Annotated in this window: 16 protein-coding genes; 13 read left to right on the top strand and 3 right to left on the bottom strand. The window is 70.3% G+C overall.

Going from position 1 to position 20,018, the window contains the following annotated elements:
• Positions 1-56: 56 nt before the first annotated feature.
• The 4 genes from rplJ to ACI795_RS15360 all read left to right on the top strand — a co-directional run bounded on the left by rplJ (position 57) and on the right by ACI795_RS15360 (position 9,102).
• Entirely contained in the window at positions 57-659 is a 603-nt protein-coding gene (rplJ, locus tag ACI795_RS15375) for a 50S ribosomal protein L10 (RefSeq protein ID WP_457076413.1), read from the top strand.
• 17 nt (positions 660-676) lie between these two features.
• Positions 677-1,066, top strand: coding sequence for a 50S ribosomal protein L7/L12 (gene rplL / locus ACI795_RS15370; RefSeq protein ID WP_457076412.1), 390 nt, complete (start codon positions 677-679; stop codon positions 1,064-1,066).
• A 531-nt stretch (positions 1,067-1,597) separates the two neighbouring features.
• Positions 1,598-5,107: a DNA-directed RNA polymerase subunit beta gene (gene rpoB, locus ACI795_RS15365; protein ID WP_457076411.1), complete on the top strand. Its 3,510-nt coding sequence runs from the start codon at positions 1,598-1,600 to the stop codon at positions 5,105-5,107.
• Between the two features lie 95 nt (positions 5,108-5,202).
• Positions 5,203-9,102 carry a DNA-directed RNA polymerase subunit beta' gene (locus ACI795_RS15360; protein ID WP_457076410.1) on the top strand — a complete coding sequence of 1,300 codons (3,900 nt, stop codon included), beginning with the start codon at positions 5,203-5,205 and terminating at the stop codon, positions 9,100-9,102.
• 194 nt (positions 9,103-9,296) lie between these two features.
• Here the strand turns inward: ACI795_RS15360 and ACI795_RS15355 are convergent, their stop codons facing one another.
• The 3 genes from ACI795_RS15355 to ACI795_RS15345 all read right to left on the bottom strand — a co-directional run bounded on the left by ACI795_RS15355 (position 9,297) and on the right by ACI795_RS15345 (position 11,673).
• Positions 9,297-10,340 carry an LLM class F420-dependent oxidoreductase gene (locus ACI795_RS15355; RefSeq protein WP_457076409.1) on the bottom strand — a complete coding sequence of 348 codons (1,044 nt, stop codon included), beginning with the start codon at positions 10,338-10,340 and terminating at the stop codon, positions 9,297-9,299.
• A gap of 81 nt (positions 10,341-10,421) precedes the next feature.
• On the bottom strand, positions 10,422-10,637 hold the full coding sequence (locus ACI795_RS15350; protein WP_457076408.1) for a hypothetical protein: 216 nt from the start codon (positions 10,635-10,637) through the stop codon (positions 10,422-10,424).
• 49 nt (positions 10,638-10,686) lie between these two features.
• The gene (locus ACI795_RS15345) at positions 10,687-11,673 is read right to left on the bottom strand and encodes a hypothetical protein (RefSeq protein ID WP_457076407.1); all 987 of its coding nucleotides are present in this window, start codon (positions 11,671-11,673) and stop codon (positions 10,687-10,689) included.
• 708 nt (positions 11,674-12,381) lie between these two features.
• Between ACI795_RS15345 and rpsL the strand changes: the two genes are divergently transcribed.
• The 9 genes from rpsL (at position 12,382) to rplB (ending at position 20,002) form a co-directional block, all read left to right on the top strand.
• Positions 12,382-12,756 carry a 30S ribosomal protein S12 gene (rpsL, locus tag ACI795_RS15340; protein WP_153359811.1) on the top strand — a complete coding sequence of 125 codons (375 nt, stop codon included), beginning with the start codon at positions 12,382-12,384 and terminating at the stop codon, positions 12,754-12,756.
• Between the two features lies 1 nt (position 12,757).
• A complete protein-coding gene (gene rpsG, locus ACI795_RS15335; RefSeq protein WP_153359813.1) occupies positions 12,758-13,228 on the top strand; it encodes a 30S ribosomal protein S7 in 471 nt (156 codons plus the stop codon).
• An 87-nt stretch (positions 13,229-13,315) separates the two neighbouring features.
• On the top strand, positions 13,316-15,415 hold the full coding sequence (fusA, locus tag ACI795_RS15330; RefSeq protein WP_457076406.1) for an elongation factor G: 2,100 nt from the start codon (positions 13,316-13,318) through the stop codon (positions 15,413-15,415).
• A gap of 101 nt (positions 15,416-15,516) precedes the next feature.
• Positions 15,517-16,710: an elongation factor Tu gene (gene tuf / locus ACI795_RS15325; RefSeq protein WP_457076405.1), complete on the top strand. Its 1,194-nt coding sequence runs from the start codon at positions 15,517-15,519 to the stop codon at positions 16,708-16,710.
• A 121-nt stretch (positions 16,711-16,831) separates the two neighbouring features.
• A complete protein-coding gene (gene rpsJ, locus ACI795_RS15320) occupies positions 16,832-17,137 on the top strand; it encodes a 30S ribosomal protein S10 (RefSeq protein WP_014742859.1) in 306 nt (101 codons plus the stop codon).
• Positions 17,138-17,151: 14 nt separating this feature from the next.
• Positions 17,152-17,817: a 50S ribosomal protein L3 gene (gene rplC / locus ACI795_RS15315; protein ID WP_457076404.1), complete on the top strand. Its 666-nt coding sequence runs from the start codon at positions 17,152-17,154 to the stop codon at positions 17,815-17,817.
• A complete protein-coding gene (rplD, locus tag ACI795_RS15310; RefSeq protein WP_457076403.1) occupies positions 17,814-18,806 on the top strand; it encodes a 50S ribosomal protein L4 in 993 nt (330 codons plus the stop codon). Before rplC ends, rplD begins: the two co-directional genes overlap by 4 nt.
• Positions 18,803-19,105, top strand: coding sequence for a 50S ribosomal protein L23 (gene rplW / locus ACI795_RS15305; RefSeq protein ID WP_153359824.1), 303 nt, complete (start codon positions 18,803-18,805; stop codon positions 19,103-19,105). Before rplD ends, rplW begins: the two co-directional genes overlap by 4 nt.
• A gap of 63 nt (positions 19,106-19,168) precedes the next feature.
• Positions 19,169-20,002: a 50S ribosomal protein L2 gene (rplB, locus tag ACI795_RS15300; protein WP_457076402.1), complete on the top strand. Its 834-nt coding sequence runs from the start codon at positions 19,169-19,171 to the stop codon at positions 20,000-20,002.
• The last annotated feature ends 16 nt before the right edge of the window (positions 20,003-20,018 follow it).

Below are 20,018 nucleotides of genomic sequence, written 5' to 3'. Positions count from 1 at the left end.
CCGATCGCCTGTGTCCGCGCACCGGCCGGTGGTCGCCCGACAGCGAGAGGAGGCCCATGCCCACGCAGGCCAAGGACGCCGCGATCCAGGAGATCACCGAGCGTTTTCAGGCATCCAGCGCGGCCGTGCTCACCGAGTACCGCGGGCTGACCGTGGCGCAGCTGACCGAGCTGCGTCGTTCCCTCGGTGCGGGCAGCAGCTATGCCGTCGTCAAGAACACCCTGACGAAGCGGGCGGCGGACTCGGTCGGTTTCTCCGACCTGGCCCCGCTGCTGAACGGCCCCACCGCGATCGCCTTCATCGACGGCGACCCGGTCGAGGCCGCCAAGGCCATCCGCGACTTCGCGCGGGCCAACCCGTCGCTCGTCGTCAAGGGTGGCGTGGTCGACGGCCGCACGGTCGACGCCTCCGAGGTCACCCGCCTCGCCGACGTCGAGCCGCGCGAGGTCCTGCTGGCCAAGCTGGCCGGCGCGATGAAGGGCAACCTGACCAAGGCTGCCGGGCTCTTCCAGGCCCCGCTGTCGCAGGTCGCCCGTCTGGCCGAGGCGCTCAAGGAGAAGAAGCCCGCCGAGGGTGCTCCTGCCGCCGACGCAGCTGCTGCTGACACCACCCCCGAGACCACCGACGCTGCCGCGGACACCGCGGCCAGCGACGCCTGACCCACCAAGGAGACACCATGGCCAAGCTTTCCACCGACGAGCTGCTCGACGCCTTCAAGGAGATGACCCTCCTGGAGCTGTCCGACTTCGTGAAGCAGTTCGAGGACACCTTCGAGGTCACCGCCGCTGCTCCGGTCGCCGTCGCGGCCGCCCCGGCCGCCGGTGGTGGCGGTGGCGAGGCCGCCGCCGCCGAGCAGGACGAGTTCGACGTCATCCTCGAGGCTGCCGGCGACAAGAAGATCCAGGTCATCAAGGAGGTGCGCGGCCTGACCTCGCTCGGCCTCAAGGAGGCCAAGGACCTGGTCGACAACGCGCCGAAGCCGATCCTGGAGAAGGTCGCCAAGGACGCCGCGGAGAAGGCCAAGGCCGCCCTCGAGGGCGCCGGCGCCACCGTCACCGTCAAGTGACCCCCTGCCCGGCGACTCCGGTCGCCGGGCCGCACCACCCGACAGGGGCCGTCCTCCGCACGGAGGGCGGCCCCTGCGGCGTCACCCGGCACGTCACCGGCCTGCCGGACCGGGCTCGGGACGCCGCCCGCCCGGCGTGGCTGCTCGTGCCCGGCCGGTGCACTGGCATCATCACTCCCCGGCACCACCCCGCTCGCCGGAGCTCCACGGGCGCCGGCGCCGGGCGCGAACAGCGTCCCCGGCCCGCCTCACGGTGGGCGCCGGACACCCCGTCGAGTGTGTCCCGCGCCGCACCGGCGGCCCGACGTGGACACCGACGCCCAGCAGGGGTAGGGTCTCCTGTTGCGCTGCCCTCTGACTGCCAACCCGCCAACACGGGTCACCAGGGGTGTCCGGAACGGTCTCGGACAACCCCGGGTTGACCGTAACGGTGTGGTCGGCATCCGCGGTCAGCCTCGCCGATACCGACGACGACCCAGGACGAACTGCACCCACCGCCCGCACGTCGTGAGGTCCTTGGAAGGACGCATCTTGGCAGGCTCTCGCCCCACCAGCATCACCCCCGGCACCACCGAGTCCCCCAGCAGCACCCCGGCCGCGGTCGAGCCGCAGGCTGGTCCCCGCACCGGCGGCACCGACCACCAGAAGATCCCCGGCGCGCCGCTCCGCGTCTCGTTCGCCAAGATCCACGAGCCGCTCGAGGTCCCGGACCTGCTCGGCCTGCAGACCGCCTCCTTCGAGTGGCTGGTCGGCAGCCCCGTCTGGCGCGCCACCCTCCCCCCCGAGGAGCAGGCCGACGCCGTCGGCGGTCTGGCCGAGATCCTCGAGGAGATCTCGCCGATCGAGGACTTCAGCGGCTCGATGTCGCTGTCCTTCTCCAACCCGCGCTTCGAGGACGTCAAGGCGTCCCTCGAGGAGTGCAAGGACAAGGACATGACCTACGCGGCGCCGCTGTTCGTCACCGCCGAGTTCATGAACAACACCACTGGCGAGATCAAGAGCCAGACCGTGTTCATGGGTGACTTCCCGATCATGACGAACAAGGGCACCTTCGTCATCAACGGGACCGAGCGCGTCGTCGTCTCCCAGCTGGTCCGCAGCCCGGGCGTCTACTTCGACAAGACCCTGGACAAGACCTCCGACAAGGACGTCTTCAGCGCCAAGGTCATCCCCAGCCGCGGTGCGTGGCTGGAGTTCGACGTCGACAAGCGCGACACCGTCGGCGTCCGCATCGACCGCAAGCGCCGTCAGCCGGTCAGCGTCCTGCTCAAGGCCCTCGGCTGGACCGAGGACCGCATCCGCGAGCACTTCCAGTGGTCGCCCACGATGCTGGCCACCCTGGAGAAGGACCACATCGCCGGGCAGGACGAGGCGCTGCTGGACATCTACCGCAAGCTGCGTCCGGGCGAGCCGCCGACGCGTGAGTCGGCGCAGGCGCTGCTGGAGAACCTGTTCTTCAACCCCAAGCGCTACGACCTGGCGAAGGTCGGCCGGTACAAGGTCAACAAGAAGCTCGGCGTCGAGGCCCCCACCGCGACGACGACGCTGACCGAGGACGACATCGTCGCCACCATCGAGTACGTGGTGCGCCTGCACGCGGGCGAGCCCGACCACGGCGTCGACGACATCGACCACTTCGGCAACCGCCGGCTGCGCACCGTGGGCGAGCTGATCCAGAACCAGATCCGGGTCGGCCTCTCCCGCATGGAGCGCGTCGTCCGCGAGCGGATGACGACCCAGGACGTCGAGGCGATCACGCCGCAGACCCTGATCAACATCCGGCCGGTCGTCGCCTCCATCAAGGAGTTCTTCGGCACCAGCCAGCTGTCGCAGTTCATGGACCAGACCAACCCGCTCGCGGGCCTGACCCACAAGCGCCGCCTGTCGGCGCTGGGCCCGGGTGGTCTGTCCCGTGAGCGCGCCGGCATGGAGGTGCGCGACGTGCACCCCAGCCACTACGGCCGGATGTGCCCGATCGAGACGCCGGAAGGCCCGAACATCGGCCTCATCGGCTCGCTGTCCTCCTTCGGCCGGGTCAACGCCTTCGGCTTCATCGAGACGCCCTACCGCAAGGTGGAGAACGGTCAGGTCACCGACCAGATCGACTACCTGACCGCCGACGAGGAGGACCGTTTCGTCGTCGCCCAGGCCAACTCCCCGCTGGACGCCACCGGCCGCCTGGCCGAGGAGCGGGTCCTGGTCCGCACCAAGGGCGGTGAGGTCGACTACCTCGCCCCCGAGAACGTCGACTACATGGACGTCTCGCCGCGGCAGATGACCTCGGTCGCCACGGCGATGATCCCGTTCCTCGAGCACGACGACGCGAACCGGGCCCTGATGGGCGCGAACATGCAGCGTCAGGCCGTTCCGCTGCTGCGCAGCGAGGCGCCGCTGGTCGGCACCGGCATGGAGCTGCGTGCCGCGGTCGACGCCGGCGACGTCGTGGTGGCCGAGAAGGCCGGTGTGGTCGAGGACTCCACCGCCGACTACGTCACCGTGATGGCCGACGACGGCACCCGGCAGACCTACCGGCTGCTGAAGTTCCGCCGCTCCAACCAGGGCACCTCGATCAACCAGAGCCCGGTGGTCGAGGAGGGCCAGCGGGTCGAGGTCGGTCAGGTCATCGCCGACGGGCCCTGCACCGACGAGGGCGAGATGGCGCTGGGCAAGAACCTGCTCGTCGCCTTCATGCCGTGGGAGGGCCACAACTACGAGGACGCGATCATCCTGTCGCAGCGCCTCGTGCAGGACGACGTCCTGTCCTCGATCCACATCGAGGAGTTCGAGGTCGATGCCCGCGACACCAAGCTCGGTGCCGAGGAGATCACCCGGGACATCCCGAACGTCTCCGAGGAGGTCCTCGCCGACCTCGACGAGCGCGGCATCATCCGCATCGGTGCCGAGGTCGTCCCCGGCGACATCCTCGTCGGCAAGGTCACGCCCAAGGGCGAGACCGAGCTGACCCCCGAGGAGCGGCTGCTGCGGGCGATCTTCGGCGAGAAGGCCCGCGAGGTCCGGGACACCAGCCTCAAGGTCAAGCACGGTGAGTCGGGCAAGGTCATCGGCGTCCGGGTCTTCTCCCGCGAGGACGGCGACGAGCTCCCCGCCGGCGTGAACGAGCTCATCCGGGTCTACGTGGCCCAGATGCGCAAGATCAGCGACGGTGACAAGCTGGCCGGCCGGCACGGCAACAAGGGCGTCATCTCCAAGATCCTCCCGCAGGAGGACATGCCCTTCCTCGAGGACGGCACCCCGGTCGACATCGTGCTCAACCCGCTGGGCGTGCCCGGCCGGATGAACGTCGGCCAGGTGCTGGAGACCCACCTCGGGTGGATCGCCAAGACCGGCTGGGAGGTCGAGGGCACCCCGGAGTGGGCGGCCAGGCTGCCGGCCGCCGCGCGTCAGGCCGCGCCGGGCACCCGCACCGCGACTCCGGTGTTCGACGGCGCCAAGGAGGACGAGATCATCGGCCTGCTCGGCTCGACGATCCCGAACCGCGACGGCAACCGGATGGTCAAGGAGACCGGCAAGGCACGGCTGTTCGACGGCCGTTCCGGCGAGCCGTTCCCCGAGCCCATCTCGGTCGGCTACGTCTACATCCTGAAGCTGCTCCACCTGGTCGACGACAAGATCCACGCCCGCTCGACCGGCCCGTACTCGATGATCACGCAGCAGCCGCTGGGTGGTAAGGCGCAGTTCGGTGGCCAGCGCTTCGGTGAGATGGAGTGCTGGGCGATGCAGGCCTACGGCGCCGCGTACGCGCTGCAGGAGCTGCTCACCATCAAGTCCGACGACATCCTCGGCCGCGTCAAGGTCTACGAGGCCATCGTCAAGGGCGAGAACATCCCGGAGCCGGGCATCCCGGAGTCGTTCAAGGTGCTCCTCAAGGAGCTCCAGTCGCTGTGCCTGAACGTGGAGGTCCTCTCCGGCGACGGCCAGGCGATCGAGCTGCGTGACACCGACGACGAGGTGTTCCGGGCCGCGGAGGAGCTGGGCATCGACCTCTCCCGCCGCGAGCCCTCCAGCGTCGAGGACGTGTGATCGGCGGCCGGCCGGCCCCGGCACCGGGGCCGGCCGGCGCCCTCCTGCGACAACACAAGAAAGTGCAGTAACTAGCCCCTGAAAGGGGTCACTCAGTGCTCGACGTCAACTTCTTCGACGAACTGCGCATCGGCCTGGCCAGCGGCGACGACATCCGTCAGTGGTCGCACGGCGAGGTGAAGAAGCCCGAGACCATCAACTACCGCACCCTCCGCCCGGAGAAGGACGGTCTCTTCTGCGAGAAGATCTTCGGTCCCACCCGGGACTGGGAGTGCTACTGCGGGAAGTACAAGCGCGTCCGCTTCAAGGGCATCATCTGCGAGCGCTGCGGCGTCGAGGTCACTCGCGCCAAGGTGCGTCGTGAGCGGATGGGCCACATCGAGCTGGCCGCGCCGGTCACCCACATCTGGTTCTTCAAGGGCGTCCCCTCGCGCCTGGGCTACCTGCTCGACCTGGCGCCCAAGGACCTCGAGAAGATCATCTACTTCGCCGCCTACATGATCACCTCGGTCGACGAGGAGACGCGCCACCGCGACCTCCCGACCATCGAGGCCGAGATCAGCGCGGAGAAGCACAACCTCGAGACCCGCCGCGACGCCGACTTGGAGGCCCGCCAGCAGAAGCTGGAGGCCGACCTCGCCGAGCTCGAGGCCGAGGGCGCCAAGTCCGACGTCCGCCGCAAGGTGCGCGAGGGCGGCGAGCGCGAGATGCGCCAGCTGCGCGACCGTGCCCAGCGGGAGATCGACCGCCTCGACGAGGTGATGGACACCTTCCGCAAGCTCGAGGTCAAGCAGCTCATCGCCGACGAGGGCCTCTACCGCGAGCTGCGCGACCGCTTCGGTGAGTACTTCGAGGGCGGCATGGGCGCCGCGGCGCTGCAGAAGCTCCTCGCGGGCTTCGACCTCGACGCCGAGGCCGTCTCGCTGCGCGAGACCATCCGCAGCGGCAAGGGCCAGCGCAAGCTGCGCGCGCTCAAGCGGCTGAAGGTCGTCGCGGCGTTCCAGCAGACCCAGAACTCGCCCATGGGCATGGTGCTGGACTGCGTCCCGGTCATCCCGCCGGACCTGCGCCCGATGGTGCAGCTCGACGGTGGCCGCTTCGCCACCAGCGACATGAACGACCTGTACCGGCGCGTGATCAACCGGAACAACCGGCTCAAGCGGCTGCTCGACCTGGGCGCGCCGGAGATCATCGTCAACAACGAGAAGCGGATGCTCCAGGAGTCCGTGGACGCGCTGTTCGACAACGGCCGTCGCGGCCGTCCGGTCACCGGTCCGGGCAACCGCCCGCTGAAGTCCCTGAGCGACCTGCTCAAGGGCAAGCAGGGCCGGTTCCGCCAGAACCTGCTGGGCAAGCGCGTCGACTACTCCGGCCGTTCGGTCATCGTCGTCGGCCCGCAGCTGAAGCTGCACCAGTGCGGTCTGCCCAAGCAGATGGCGCTGGAGCTGTTCAAGCCGTTCGTGATGAAGCGGCTGGTGGACCTCAACCACGCGCAGAACATCAAGTCCGCCAAGCGGATGGTGGAGCGCGCGCGGCCGGTCGTGTGGGACGTGCTCGAGGAGGTCATCACCGAGCACCCGGTGCTGCTGAACCGTGCACCGACCCTGCACCGCCTGGGCATCCAGGCCTTCGAGCCCCAGCTGGTCGAGGGCAAGGCCATCCAGATCCACCCGCTGGTCTGCACCGCGTTCAACGCGGACTTCGACGGCGACCAGATGGCGGTGCACCTGCCGCTGTCGGCCGAGGCCCAGGCCGAGGCCCGCATCCTGATGCTGTCCAGCAACAACATCCTGAGCCCGGCCGACGGTCGCCCGATCACCGCGCCGACCCAGGACATGGTGCTGGGCCTCTACCACCTGACGAGCCTGTCCGGCTCGACGGAGCTGGCCGAGGGTGAGCGGCCCAAGTCGTACTCGACCACGTCCGAGGCCGTCATGGCCTTCGACATGGGTGCGCTGGGGCTGCAGGAGCGGGTGCTCATCCGCCTCGACGAGGTGTTCGGCGTCGACAACGGCCCGAACGAGCCGTGGGAGGCCCCCGAGGGCTGGGAGCCCGGCCAGCCGGCCGTCGTCTCCACCAGCCTGGGCCGGGTGCTGTTCAACGAGGCCCTGCCCGAGGACTACCGCTTCGTCAACTACCAGGTGCCGAAGAAGGCGCTGGGCGCGATCGTCAACGACCTCGCCGAGCGCTACCCCAAGGTGCAGGTGGCGGCGACGCTGGACGCCCTCAAGGCGGCCGGCTTCCGCTGGGCGACCCGTTCCGGTGTGACGATCGCGATCGACGACGTCGTCACCCCGCCGGTGAAGCAGGCGATCCTGGACCGGCACGAGGACGAGGCCCGCAAGATCGAGCGTCAGTACGAGCGCGGCGTCATCACCGACGGCGAGCGGCGTTCGGAGCTCATCGAGATCTGGACCCGCGCGCGGGCCGAGGTCAGCCAGGCGATGGTGGACAACTTCCCCACCACCAACCCGGTCTGGGTCATGGTCAACTCGGGCGCCCGAGGCAACATGATGCAGATCAGCCAGATCGCCGGCATGCGTGGCCTGGTGGCCAACCCGAAGGGCGAGATCATCCCGCGGCCGATCAAGGCCAACTTCCGGGAGGGTCTGTCCGTGCTGGAGTACTTCATCTCCACGCACGGTGCCCGCAAGGGCCTGGCGGACACCGCGCTGCGGACCGCCGACTCCGGGTACCTCACCCGCCGGCTGGTCGACGTCTCGCAGGACGTCATCATCCGCGAGGAGGACTGCGGCACCGAGCGCGGCGTCATCATGCCGATCGGCACCGTCCTCGACGGCGTCGTCACGCGTGACCCGCACGTGGAGACCAGCGTGTACGCCCGTGCCCTGGCCGCCGACGTGGTGGCCGAGGACGGGACGGTCATCGCGCAGGCCAACTCGGACCTGGGTGACGTGCTGATCCAGAAGCTCGTCGACGCCGGTGTCTCGGAGGTCAAGGTCCGCTGCGTCCTGACCTGTGAGTCGCTGCTGGGCACCTGCGCGACCTGCTACGGCCGGTCGCTGGCGTCGGGCAAGCTCGTCGACGTCGGCGAGGCGGTCGGCATCATCGCCGCCCAGTCGATCGGTGAGCCCGGCACCCAGCTGACGATGCGCACCTTCCACACCGGTGGTGTGGCCGGTGCCGACATCACCCACGGTCTGCCGCGCGTGGTGGAGCTCTTCGAGGCCCGCGTCCCCAAGGGCAAGGCCCCGATCGCCGAGCTCGCCGGCACGGTGCGGATCGAGGACGGCGACCAGTTCCGGAAGCTGACCATCACCCCGGACGACGGCTCCGACGAGGTCGTCTACGACAAGCTGTCGCGTCGCTCGCGGCTGCGGGTCGAGGACGGCGGCCACGTCGAGGTCGGCGAGCAGCTGACCGAGGGTGCGGTCGACCCGCACGAGGTGCTGCGGATCATGGGCCCGCGCGAGGTGCAGCTGCACCTGGTCCGTGAGGTCCAGGAGGTCTACCGCAGCCAGGGTGTGTCGATCCACGACAAGCACATCGAGGTGATCATCCGCCAGATGCTGAAGCGGGTGACCATCATCGACTCGGGCGCGACGGAGTTCCTGCCCGGTGCGCTGGTCGAGCGGACGCTGTTCGAGACCGAGAACCGTCGGGTCGTCGCCGAGGGCGGCGAGCCGGCCTCGGCCCGTCCGGTGCTGATGGGGATCACCAAGGCGTCGCTGGCGACGGAGTCGTGGCTGTCGGCCGCCTCCTTCCAGGAGACGACCAAGGTGCTCACCGACGCCGCGATCCAGGGCAAGAGCGACAGCCTGCTCGGGCTCAAGGAGAACGTGATCATCGGGAAGCTGATCCCGGCCGGTACCGGCATCAGCCGCTACCGGAACATCACGGTCGAGCCCACCGAGGAGGCCCGCGCCGCCGTGTACACGATGGCCGGCTACGACGACGGGCAGTACTACAGCCCCGACGTCTTCGGCTCGGGCACCGGCGAGGCGGTCCGCCTGGAGGAGTACGACTGGCGCTGACGCGCTGAGTGAGTGACAGAAGGGCCCCGGGAGCGGTAGCTCCCGGGGCCCTTCTGCATCCCGCGCGTCACGTGACGCAACTGCGCCCTGCACCACCCGCGTGATCAGGTCAGCTGATCGTGCGTCGTCCTGGCTCACCTCCGGCCGTGAGCCAGGACGACGTGCGCTGAGCCGGGACGGCGCCCGGCGTCACCTCACCGGTCGGCGAGCTCCCGCATCTGCTCGACGGTCCGCAGCCGGTTCTCGCGGCTGTCGTCGAGGGGCTGCAGGTTCAGCGTGGTCACCCCCGCCTCCGCGAACGCGGCGATCCGCTCGGCGACGTAGGAGGCCGGGCCGATCAGCGACGTGGCCCGCACCAGGTCCTCGGGGACGGCGGCCGCCGCCTCCTCCTTGCGGCCGGCGAGGTAGAGGTCCTGGATGGTCTCCGCCTCCGCCTCGTAGCCGTACCGGCGGGCCAGGTCGTTGTAGAAGTTCTTCCCCTTCGCGCCCATGCCCCCGACGTAGAGGGCGATCCCGGGGCGGACGGCGTCCAGCAGGTGCTCGACGTCCTCGCCGATGGCCACCGGGACCCCGACGACGACGTCCAGGTCGCCCAGCGACGGGTCGCGGTCGGCCCGGCCGGCGGCGAGCGAGGCGCCCCAGACGTCGGCCGCCCGCTCGGGGTGGAAGAAGATCGGCTCCCACTTCTCCGCGATCTCCGCGGCCAGCTGCACGTTCTTCGGGCCCAGGGCCGCCAGCAGCACCGGCACCCGGTCGCGCACCGGCGTGTTGATCAGCTTCAGCGGCTTGCCGAGACCGGTGCCCTGCTCGGCGGGCAGCGGGACCGTGTACTTGGGACCGTCGTGGACCAACCGCTCCCGGCGCCAGACCTGGCGGCAGATCTCGACGATCTCCCGGGTTCGCTGCAGCGGGGCGTCGTAGGGCAGCCCGTGCCAGCCTTCGACCACCTGGGGGCCCGAGGCGCCCAGCCCGAGGGTGAACCGTCCGTCGGAGACGAAGTCCAGACCGGCCGCGGTCATCGCGATGAGCGCGGGGGTGCGGCTGTAGATCGGCAGGATGCCGCTCATCAGCTCCACCCGCTCGGTCACCGCGGCCAGGTAGCCCAGCTGGCTCACCGCGTCGAAGGTGTAGACCTCCGCGACCATCGCCACGTCGAGGCCCGCCGACTCGAGGTCACGGATCTCCGCGGCCGTCTGCCTGAAGTCCCCGGCGTAGCTCGCCTGGATCCCGATGCGCACGCGCCCTCCTCGGCTCCGCGGCGCCCTCGTCGGCGCCGCTGCCCCCGGACGCTATCGGCCCCACGGGCAGGGGGCGGCGGGTCACAGCGGGCGAACGGCGCCGATGACGTGCGTGACCACCCGGACGCCGTCGACGTCGCGGGGCACCCGCGAGCCGGCGTCGGCCTCGGTCAGGTCGACCCGGACCACGTAGTCCGCGTCCTGGCGGGCCAGCCCGACGGCCGCGATGCCGGGATCGGCGGCGAGCCGGGACGCCAGCGTGAGCTTGGCGGCGCGAGCGGCGGCGCGGTCGGACATGCCCCCATGGTGCCCCGTCCGGCCGCCTGAGGACAGGTGTGCGGCCCCGTCACCCCTCCGCCGGGGAGCCCGCCACCCACTCGACCCCCAGGCGGCTGAGGACGGTGGCAAGGGGGTTGGCGAAGGTCACCCCACCGCCGGCGCTCCCACCGAGCTCGGAGCCGGCGAACAGCAGCCCGAGCGGGGCGCGGTCCGCGCTGCGCCAGATCACCGACCCGCTGTCCCCGCCGGCGCTGAAGGCACCGGTGAGCCCCTCGATCTCCACCTGGTCGTCGAAGGTGAAGACGCCGCCGTCGTACTGCACGCCGACGCCGTCGACCTCGACCGCGGTGACCCGCCCGCGGGTGTGCCCGGTGGTCCGGCCCACCTTCTCCACCAGTTCGTCGGGGTCCACGGTGTCGGGGGTGGCCACCGCGGCCAGCAGCGGACCCCCGGGGTAGGCCGACGGGTCGGCCGCCACACCGGGGTCGAGCAGTGCCACCGCGGCGTCCACCTCGTTCCCCGGACGGTCCTCGAAGCGGACCGCCCCGGCGAGCACGCCGATCCGGTCGCCGTCCGTGCCGCCGTCGGCGACCCCGGGTTGCCGGACCGGGTCCCCGATCACCCCCGCGTCGCTGGCGGCGAGCACGTGGTTGTTGGACAGCACGAGGAGCCCGTCGCTGCCCGGCCGCCGTGCGAACCCGCCCAGCGTCCCGGCGGTCACCCGCTCGTGCCCCACGGACAGCCCGGGGCGCAGCGGGCGGGTCCGCCGTTGGAGCTCGTCGGGGGTGGGGGAGTGCAGCGCCCGGACGGCGCCGATCGCCCGCACGTCGACCTCGGCGAGCGCCGCCTCGCCCAGCCCCGACAGCACGACCGCGGCATCGGCCTGCCCGATGACCCGCACCGCCAGGTGCACCTGGTCCGGGCCCACCGGCGCCAGCCCCAGGGCCACGCCGCTCCACCCGGCTCCACGGGCCCGCGCGGCCACGCCGGGTGGGCCCTCGGCCAGGCGTCGGGACAGCCGGTGCTTCAGGTCGCGAGCGGAGTCGGGCAGCACGGGGACCTCCCAGGAGCGGTACGTGTCCGGTTCGAGACCGACCGTAGGGGCGGGGTACGACAGCGGCGCGCCGAGCACCGACGTCCTGGGTGCGGCCACGGCGCGCGCGGACGACACGGCACCGGGGGAGGGGACAGTCGCCGGGAACGGCGCTACATTGGCGCCCGGTACGGTCCCGGCCGGTCGCCGCCGGACCCCGGACGCGTGTTCCTCGACGCCCCGGAGCTGTCGCGGTGACCGGGCATCCGGAGTCCGCCGTGCGTCCGGGGGTGACCCGGGTCGCAGCCGGCCAGGAATGGCCGGTGCGTCCCCGGGGTTCCGCCGACGAGTGGCTGACCCGGTGCCCGCACAGGCTTCGGGACCCGGCTTTGACCGGATCCGCATGCCCGGGTATCGTGGTCAGCCGTGCCCAGGTTCACCTGGGCCTGCTCCCGTTCGCGGCGCACTCGAGCGCCTGCCGGCCACGCCGGTGGGGTGCCGGGGGCCCCGTCCACCGCAGGTGGACGGGCCGGTGCCGAGTCGCGAGGGGCGACGAGTCCGGCCCGACCAGCTGGCCGGTTCTCGCGAAGGGCGACACGCCCGAACGCGGGGGCCGGACGGTGAGTCGCGGCCGGGGTCGGGCCGGGCGACCGGGCACACGAGATCACCGCACCACCGTCAGCAGAACTCAGAGCACCATCCAGCGCAGGCAGGAGATCCAGGCCACCCATGCCCACGATCCAGCAGCTGGTCCGCAAGGGCCGCGAGGACAAGGTCGAGAAGACCAAGACCCCGGCGTTGAAGGGCTCCCCTCAGCGCCGCGGCGTGTGCACGCGCGTCTACACGACGACGCCGAAGAAGCCGAACTCGGCGCTGCGCAAGGTCGCTCGCGTCCGCCTCACCAGTGGCATCGAGGTGACCGCCTACATCCCGGGCGTCGGCCACAACCTGCAGGAGCACTCGATGGTGCTCGTGCGCGGCGGTCGCGTGAAGGACCTCCCCGGCGTTCGGTACAAGATCATCCGCGGCTCGCTGGACACCCAGGGTGTCCGGAACCGCAAGCAGGCTCGCAGCCGGTACGGCGCGAAGAAGGAGAAGAGCTGACATGCCCCGCAAGGGTCCCGCTCCCCGCCGTCCGCTCGTCGCCGACCCGGTGTACCAGTCGCCGCTGGTCACCCAGCTGGTGAACAAGGTGCTCGTCGACGGCAAGCGCTCGGTCGCCGAGGCGATCGTCTACGGCGCCCTCGAGGGCTGCCGTGCCAAGAACGACACCGACCCGGTGGTCACGCTCAAGCGTGCGCTGGACAACGTCAAGCCGGCCCTCGAGGTCCGCAGCCGCCGCGTCGGTGGTGCGACCTACCAGGTGCCGATCGAGGTCCGCGCCTCCCGCAGCACCACCCTCGGCCTGCGCTGGCTCATCCAGTACAGCCGGGCGCGTCGGGAGAAGACGATGACCGAGCGCCTGATGAACGAGCTGCTGGACGCCAGCAACGGTCTCGGCGCCGCGGTCAAGCGCCGCGAGGACACCCACAAGATGGCCGAGTCGAACAAGGCCTTCGCGCACTACCGCTGGTGACGTCAGTCCCCCAGCAGCCGCTGCCCGCGGTGAACCCGGGCGACCCCCGGACGCCGCGCACGGACCAGAAGGAAGAGGAGTAAGGGAATGGCCCAGAACGAGGCCCAACTCGCCAAGACCCGCAACATCGGGATCATGGCGCACATCGACGCCGGCAAGACGACGACGACCGAGCGGATCCTCTTCTACACCGGTATCAACTACAAGATCGGTGAGGTCCACGACGGCGCGGCCACGATGGACTGGATGGAGCAGGAGCAGGAGCGCGGCATCACCATCACGTCCGCCGCGACCAAGTGCTCCTGGAACGGCCACGACATCAACATCATCGACACCCCCGGGCACGTCGACTTCACCGTCGAGGTGGAGCGTTCGCTGCGCGTGCTCGACGGTGCGGTCGCGGTCTACGACGGGGTCGCCGGCGTGGAGCCGCAGACCGAGCAGGTGTGGCGGCAGGCGGAGAAGTACGGCGTCCCGCGCATGTGCTTCGTCAACAAGCTCGACCGCACCGGTGCGGACTTCTTCCGCTGCGTCGACATGATGGTCGAGCGGCTGGGTGCGAACCCGCTGGTGCTGCAGCTCCCCATCGGCGCCGAGGCCGACTTCATCGGCGTCGTCGACCTGGTCTACATGCGTGCGCTCACCTGGCGCGGTGAGACGAAGATGGGCGAGGACTACTCCATCGAGGAGATCCCGGCCGAGCTCGCCGACCAGGCCGCCGAGTACCGCGAGAAGCTGCTCGAGAACATCGCGGACTTCGACGACGCGCTGATGGAGGACTACCTCGGCGGCGAGGAGATCGCCCCCGAGCGCCTCAAGGCCGCCATCCGCAAGGCGACCATCGCCGGTCAGGTCAACCCGGTGCTCACCGGCACCGCCTTCAAGAACAAGGGCGTGCAGCCCCTGCTCGACGGCGTCGTCGACTACCTGCCGAGCCCGCTCGACGTGGAGTCCATCCGTGGCACCGCGCTCGACGGCGAGACCGAGGTCCTGCGGCACGCCGACGAGGACGAGCCGTTCTCGGCGCTGGCGTTCAAGATCCAGACCGACCAGCACCTCGGCAAGCTGACCTACATCCGGGTCTACTCCGGCAAGCTCGACGCGGGCTCCCCGGTGCTGAACAGCACCAAGGACCGCAAGGAGCGGGTCGGCAAGATCTACCAGATGCACGCCAACAAGCGCGAAGAGCGACAGGGCGTGGGCGCCGGCGAGATCGTGGCCGTCAACGGCATGAAGCAGACGACCACGGGCGACACCCTCTGCGACCCGCAGCACCCGGTGATCCTGGAGTCGATGACCTTCCCGGCCCCGGTCATCTCGGTGGCCATCGAGCCGAAGACCAAGGGCGACCAGGAGAAGCTGGGCACCGCGATCCAGAAGCTCGCCGAGGAGGACCCCACCTTCCAGGTGAAGCTGGACGAGGAGACCGGTCAGACGGTCATCTCCGGCATGGGCGAGCTCCACCTGGAGATCCTGGTCGACCGCATGCGGCGCGAGTTCCGCGTCGAGGCCAACGTGGGCAAGCCGCAGGTGGCCTACCGCGAGACCATCCGCAAGAAGGTCGAGAAGGTCGACTACACCCACAAGAAGCAGACCGGTGGGTCCGGCCAGTTCGCCAAGGTTCAGGTCACGGTCGAGCCCCTCGAGGTCGCGGCCGACGGCCCGACCTACGAGTTCGTGAACGCCGTCACCGGTGGGCGCATCCCGCGCGAGTACATCCCGTCGGTCGACGCCGGCATGCAGGACGCCATGCAGTACGGCATCCTGGCCGGGTACCCGATGGTCGGCGTGAAGGCGACGCTGGTCGACGGGCAGTACCACGAGGTCGACTCCTCGGAGATGGCGTTCAAGATCGCCGGCTCGATGGTCTTCAAGGAGGCCGCACGCAAGGCCAGCCCGGCCCTGCTCGAGCCGATGATGGCCGTCGAGGTTGTCACCCCCGAGGACTACATGGGTGACGTCATCGGTGACCTGAACTCCCGCCGCGGCACCATCCAGGCGATGGAGGAGCGCTCCGGCGCCCGCGTCGTCCGGGCCCTGGTCCCGCTGTCGGAGATGTTCGGCTACGTGGGCGACCTGCGCAGCCGCACCCAGGGACGGGCGAGTTACACCATGGTGTTCGACTCGTACGCCGAGGTCCCGGCCAACGTCGCCAAGGAGATCATCGCCAAGGCGACCGGCGAGTAACCGGCCGGTGGGCCGGGGCACCCGCCCCTGCCCCGCCGGCCCCGAGCACTGCCCACCCCCACGCACGCGCACGACTGCGAAGACACGGAGAGAGGAACCCAGTGGCCAAGGCCAAGTTCGAGCGGAACAAGCCGCACGTCAACATCGGCACCATCGGGCACATCGACCACGGCAAGACGACGCTGACCGCGGCGATCACCAAGGTCCTGCACGACAAGTACCCGGACCTCAACGAGGCGTCCGCCTTCGATCAGATCGACAAGGCGCCCGAGGAGAAGGCCCGCGGCATCACGATCTCGATCGCGCACGTCGAGTACCAGACCGAGAACCGGCACTACGCGCACGTCGACTGCCCCGGGCACGCCGACTACATCAAGAACATGATCACCGGTGCGGCGCAGATGGACGGCGCCATCCTGGTGGTCGCGGCGACCGACGGCCCCATGCCGCAGACCAAGGAGCACGTCCTCCTGGCCCGCCAGGTGGGTGTCCCCTACATCGTCGTGGCGCTCAACAAGGCCGACATGGTCGACGACGAGGAGATCCTCGAGCTCGTCGAGCTGGAGGTCCGTGAGCTGCTGTCCGAGTACGAGTTCCCGGGCGACGACGTCCCCGTGGTCCGCGTCTCGGCGCTGAAGGCCCTCGAGGGCGACGCCGAGTGGGGCGACAAGCTCATGGAGCTCATGAACGCCGTCGACACGGCGATCCCGGAGCCGGAGCGCGACATCGACAAGCCGTTCCTCATGCCCGTCGAGGACGTCTTCACCATCACCGGCCGCGGCACCGTGGTGACCGGTCGCGTGGAGCGCGGCATCGTCAAGGTCTCCGAGGAGATCGAGATCGTCGGCATCCGCCCCGGCTCGACCAAGACCACGGTCACCGGCGTGGAGATGTTCCGCAAGCTGCTCGACCAGGGCCAGGCCGGTGACAACGTCGGTCTGCTGCTGCGCGGCATCAAGCGCGAGGACGTCGAGCGCGGCCAGGTCATCGTGAAGCCGGGTTCCATCACCCCGCACACGAACTTCGAGGGCTCGGTCTACATCCTCTCGAAGGACGAGGGCGGCCGTCACACGCCGTTCTTCAACAACTACCGGCCGCAGTTCTACTTCCGGACGACCGACGTGACCGGCGTCGTCACGCTGCCGTCCGGCACCGAGATGGTCATGCCCGGTGACAACACCGAGATGACCGTCGAGCTGATCCAGCCCATCGCCATGGAGGAGGGCCTTCGGTTCGCCATCCGTGAGGGTGGCCGCACCGTCGGTGCCGGCCGGGTCACGAAGATCATCAAGTAACACCCAGACGGGCGGCGGCCGGTCCTCGGCCGCCGCCCGTTGCACGGGTCAGCGGACCCACTTGCGGGTCAGCAGACCCTCTTGAACTTTCACAACCGATCGGCAGGAGCGAAGACAGGCGATGGCGGGACAGAAGATCCGCATCCGGCTGAAGGCCTACGACCACGAGGCCATCGATGCCTCGGCGCGGCGCATCGTGGACACGGTGACGAAGACCGGAGCGCGCGTCGTCGGCCCGGTGCCGCTGCCGACGGAGAAGAACGTGTACTGCGTCATCCGCTCCCCGCACAAGTACAAGGACTCGCGGGAGCACTTCGAGATGCGTACGCACAAGCGGCTCATCGACATCCTCGACCCGACGCCGAAGACGGTCGACGCGCTCATGCGCATCGACCTGCCGGCCTCGGTCGACGTCAACATCCAGTAAGGGCTGTCCCAGACATGGCGAGCACATTCCGTGGTCTCCTCGGCGAGAAGCTGGGGATGACCCAGGTCTTCGACGAGAACAACCGCATCGTGCCGGTGACCGTCGTCAAGGCGGGCCCGTGCGTGGTCACGCAGGTCCGCACCCCGGAGAAGGACGGCTACTCGGCCCTCCAGCTCGGGTTCGGCGCGATCGACCCCCGCAAGGTGAACAAGCCCGAGGGCGGGCACTTCGCCAAGGCGGGCGTCACGCCCCGGCGGCACGTGGTCGAGCTGCGCACCGAGGACGCCAGCGACTACACCGTCGGCCAGGAGCTGACGGCCGAGGTCCTCTCGGGCGTCGCCAAGGTCGACGTCATCGGCACCAGCAAGGGCAAGGGCACCGCCGGTGTCATGAAGCGTCACGGGTTCAAGGGCCTGGGCGCCGGACACGGCACGCACCGCAAGCACCGCGCTCCGGGCTCGATCGGCGGGGCCTCGACGCCCGGCCGCGTGTTCAAGGGGCTCAAGATGGCCGGCCGCATGGGCGCGGTCACCACCACCACCCTCTCGCTGAAGGTCCACGCGGTGGACACCGAGAAGGGCCTGGTGCTGATCAAGGGCGCCGTTCCCGGCCCGCGCGGTGGGCTGCTGCTGGTCCGCTCCGCGGTCAAGGGCGGCCCCGTGGGGAGTGACGCGAAGTGAGCCAGTCGATCGCCGAGTCCAAGGCGCAGGCCCGGACCGACCGCGAGGTCCCGGTCCGGACGCCGGCGGGGGAGAGCTCCGGCAGCGTCACGCTGCCCGGTGACCTCTTCGACGCCAACGCCAACGTCTCCCTGATGCACCAGGTCGTCGTGGCCCAGCTGGCCGCGGCCCGCCAGGGCACGCACTCGACCAAGACGCGGGCGCAGGTCAGCGGCACGGGCGCCAAGCCCTACCGCCAGAAGGGCACCGGCCGGGCCCGCCAGGGTTCGCTGCGTGCACCGCAGTTCTCCGGTGGTGGCATCGCGCACGGCCCGCAGCCGCGGGACTACGAGCAGAAGACCCCGAAGAAGATGAAGGCCGCCGCGCTGCGCGGTGCCCTCTCCGACCGGGCCCGTGAGGACCGCGTGCACGTGGTCTCGGCGTTCGTCGAGGGCGACGCCCCCTCGACCAAGGCCGCGCTCAAGGTCCTGGACGCGGTCACCGCCGCGAAGCGGGTCCTCGTCGTGCTGGACCGCGACGACGTCCTCAACTGGATCAGCCTCCGCAACGTGCCGCGGGTGCACCTGATCGAGGCCGGTCAGCTGAACACCTACGACGTGCTCGTCTCCGACGAGGTCGTCTTCACCGAGACCGCGCTGGCCGAGTTCGTCGCCGGACCGGCCCGGGGCGCGACCGGTCGTGCCAGCTCCGTCGAGCTGCCCGACCTGACCACTCCGGACATCCCGGGCGCCATCCCCTCCATCGAGGGCACCGGCACCACCGACCTCGACCTGGGCGAGAGCCCGGCCGAGGCCGCCCCGGCGAAGAAGGCCGCGGCCAAGAAGGCGCCGGCCAAGAAGGCGGCGACCGCTGCCGACGCCGCGCCGGCCAGCGCTGCCGAGGCCGCCGCTGCCCCGGCCGAGCAGGCCGAGGTCGCCAACGCGGGTGCGGACGCCACGGCGCCCACCGAGGACGGCACCACCGACGCGAGCACCGAGGAGAAGGCATGAGCGTCCGCGACCCCCGGGACGTCCTGCTGTCCCCGGTCATCTCGGAGAAGAGCTACGGGCTCCTGGACGAGAACAAGTACACGTTCATCGTCCGGCCCGACGCCAACAAGACCCAGATCAAGATCGCTGTGCAGCAGGTCTTCAACGTGAAGGTCCTGTCCGTCAACACGATCAACCGTCAGGGGAAGAGGAAGCGCTCGCGCGGCGCTGTGATGGGGAAGCGCAAGGACACCAAGCGCGCCATCGTCTCCGTCGCCCCCGGCGACCGCATCGAGCTCTTCGGGGGCCCGGGCGCCTGAGGCGACAGCCTCATCCACCCGGCCACCCGCCCCACAGACTGGACCAGAGGACTCTGAGGAACCATGGCCATCCGTAAGTACAAGCCGACGACGCCGGGCCGCCGCGGCTCGTCCGTCGCCGACTTCGCCGAGGTCACCCGCGACCACCCCGAGAAGTCGCTGGTCCGGCCGCTGCACGGTCGCGGCGGGCGCAACGTCCACGGCCGGGTCACGGCTCGGCACCAGGGCGGCGGGCACAAGCGCGCCTACCGGCTGATCGACTTCCGCCGCGCCGACAAGGACGGCGTGCCGGCCAAGGTCGCGCACATCGAGTACGACCCGAACCGCACGTCGCGCATCGCTCTGCTGCACTTCGCCGACGGGGAGAAGCGCTACATCATCGCCCCGGCCCGGCTGAAGCAGGGCGACACGGTGGAGTGCGGCCCCGCCGCCGACATCAAGCCCGGCAACAACCTGCCGCTGCGCAACATCCCGGTCGGCACCGTCGTGCACGCGATCGAGCTGCGGCCCGGTGGGGGCGCGAAGATCGCCCGCTCGGCCGGGACGAGCGTCCAGCTGGTGGCCCGTGAGGGCCGGTTCGCGCAGCTGCGCATGCCGTCCGGTGAGATCCGCAACGTCGACGTGCGCTGCCGCGCCACCGTCGGCGAGGTGGGCAACGCCGAGCAGTCGAACATCAACTGGGGCAAGGCCGGCCGCATGCGGTGGAAGGGCAAGCGCCCGACCGTCCGTGGTGTCGCCATGAACCCGGTGGACCACCCGCACGGTGGTGGTGAGGGCAAGACCTCCGGTGGCCGGCACCCGGTCAACCCGAAGGGCAAGCCGGAGGGCCGGACGCGCAAGCGGAAGGCCAGTGACGCCCTGATCGTGCGCCGCCGGCGCACCAACAAGAAGCGCTGAGCGGGTAGAGGAGTCC

The sequence above is a fragment of the Modestobacter sp. SYSU DS0290 genome (assembly GCF_054050955.1).
This window is presented reverse-complemented; position numbering and strand designations above follow the sequence as displayed.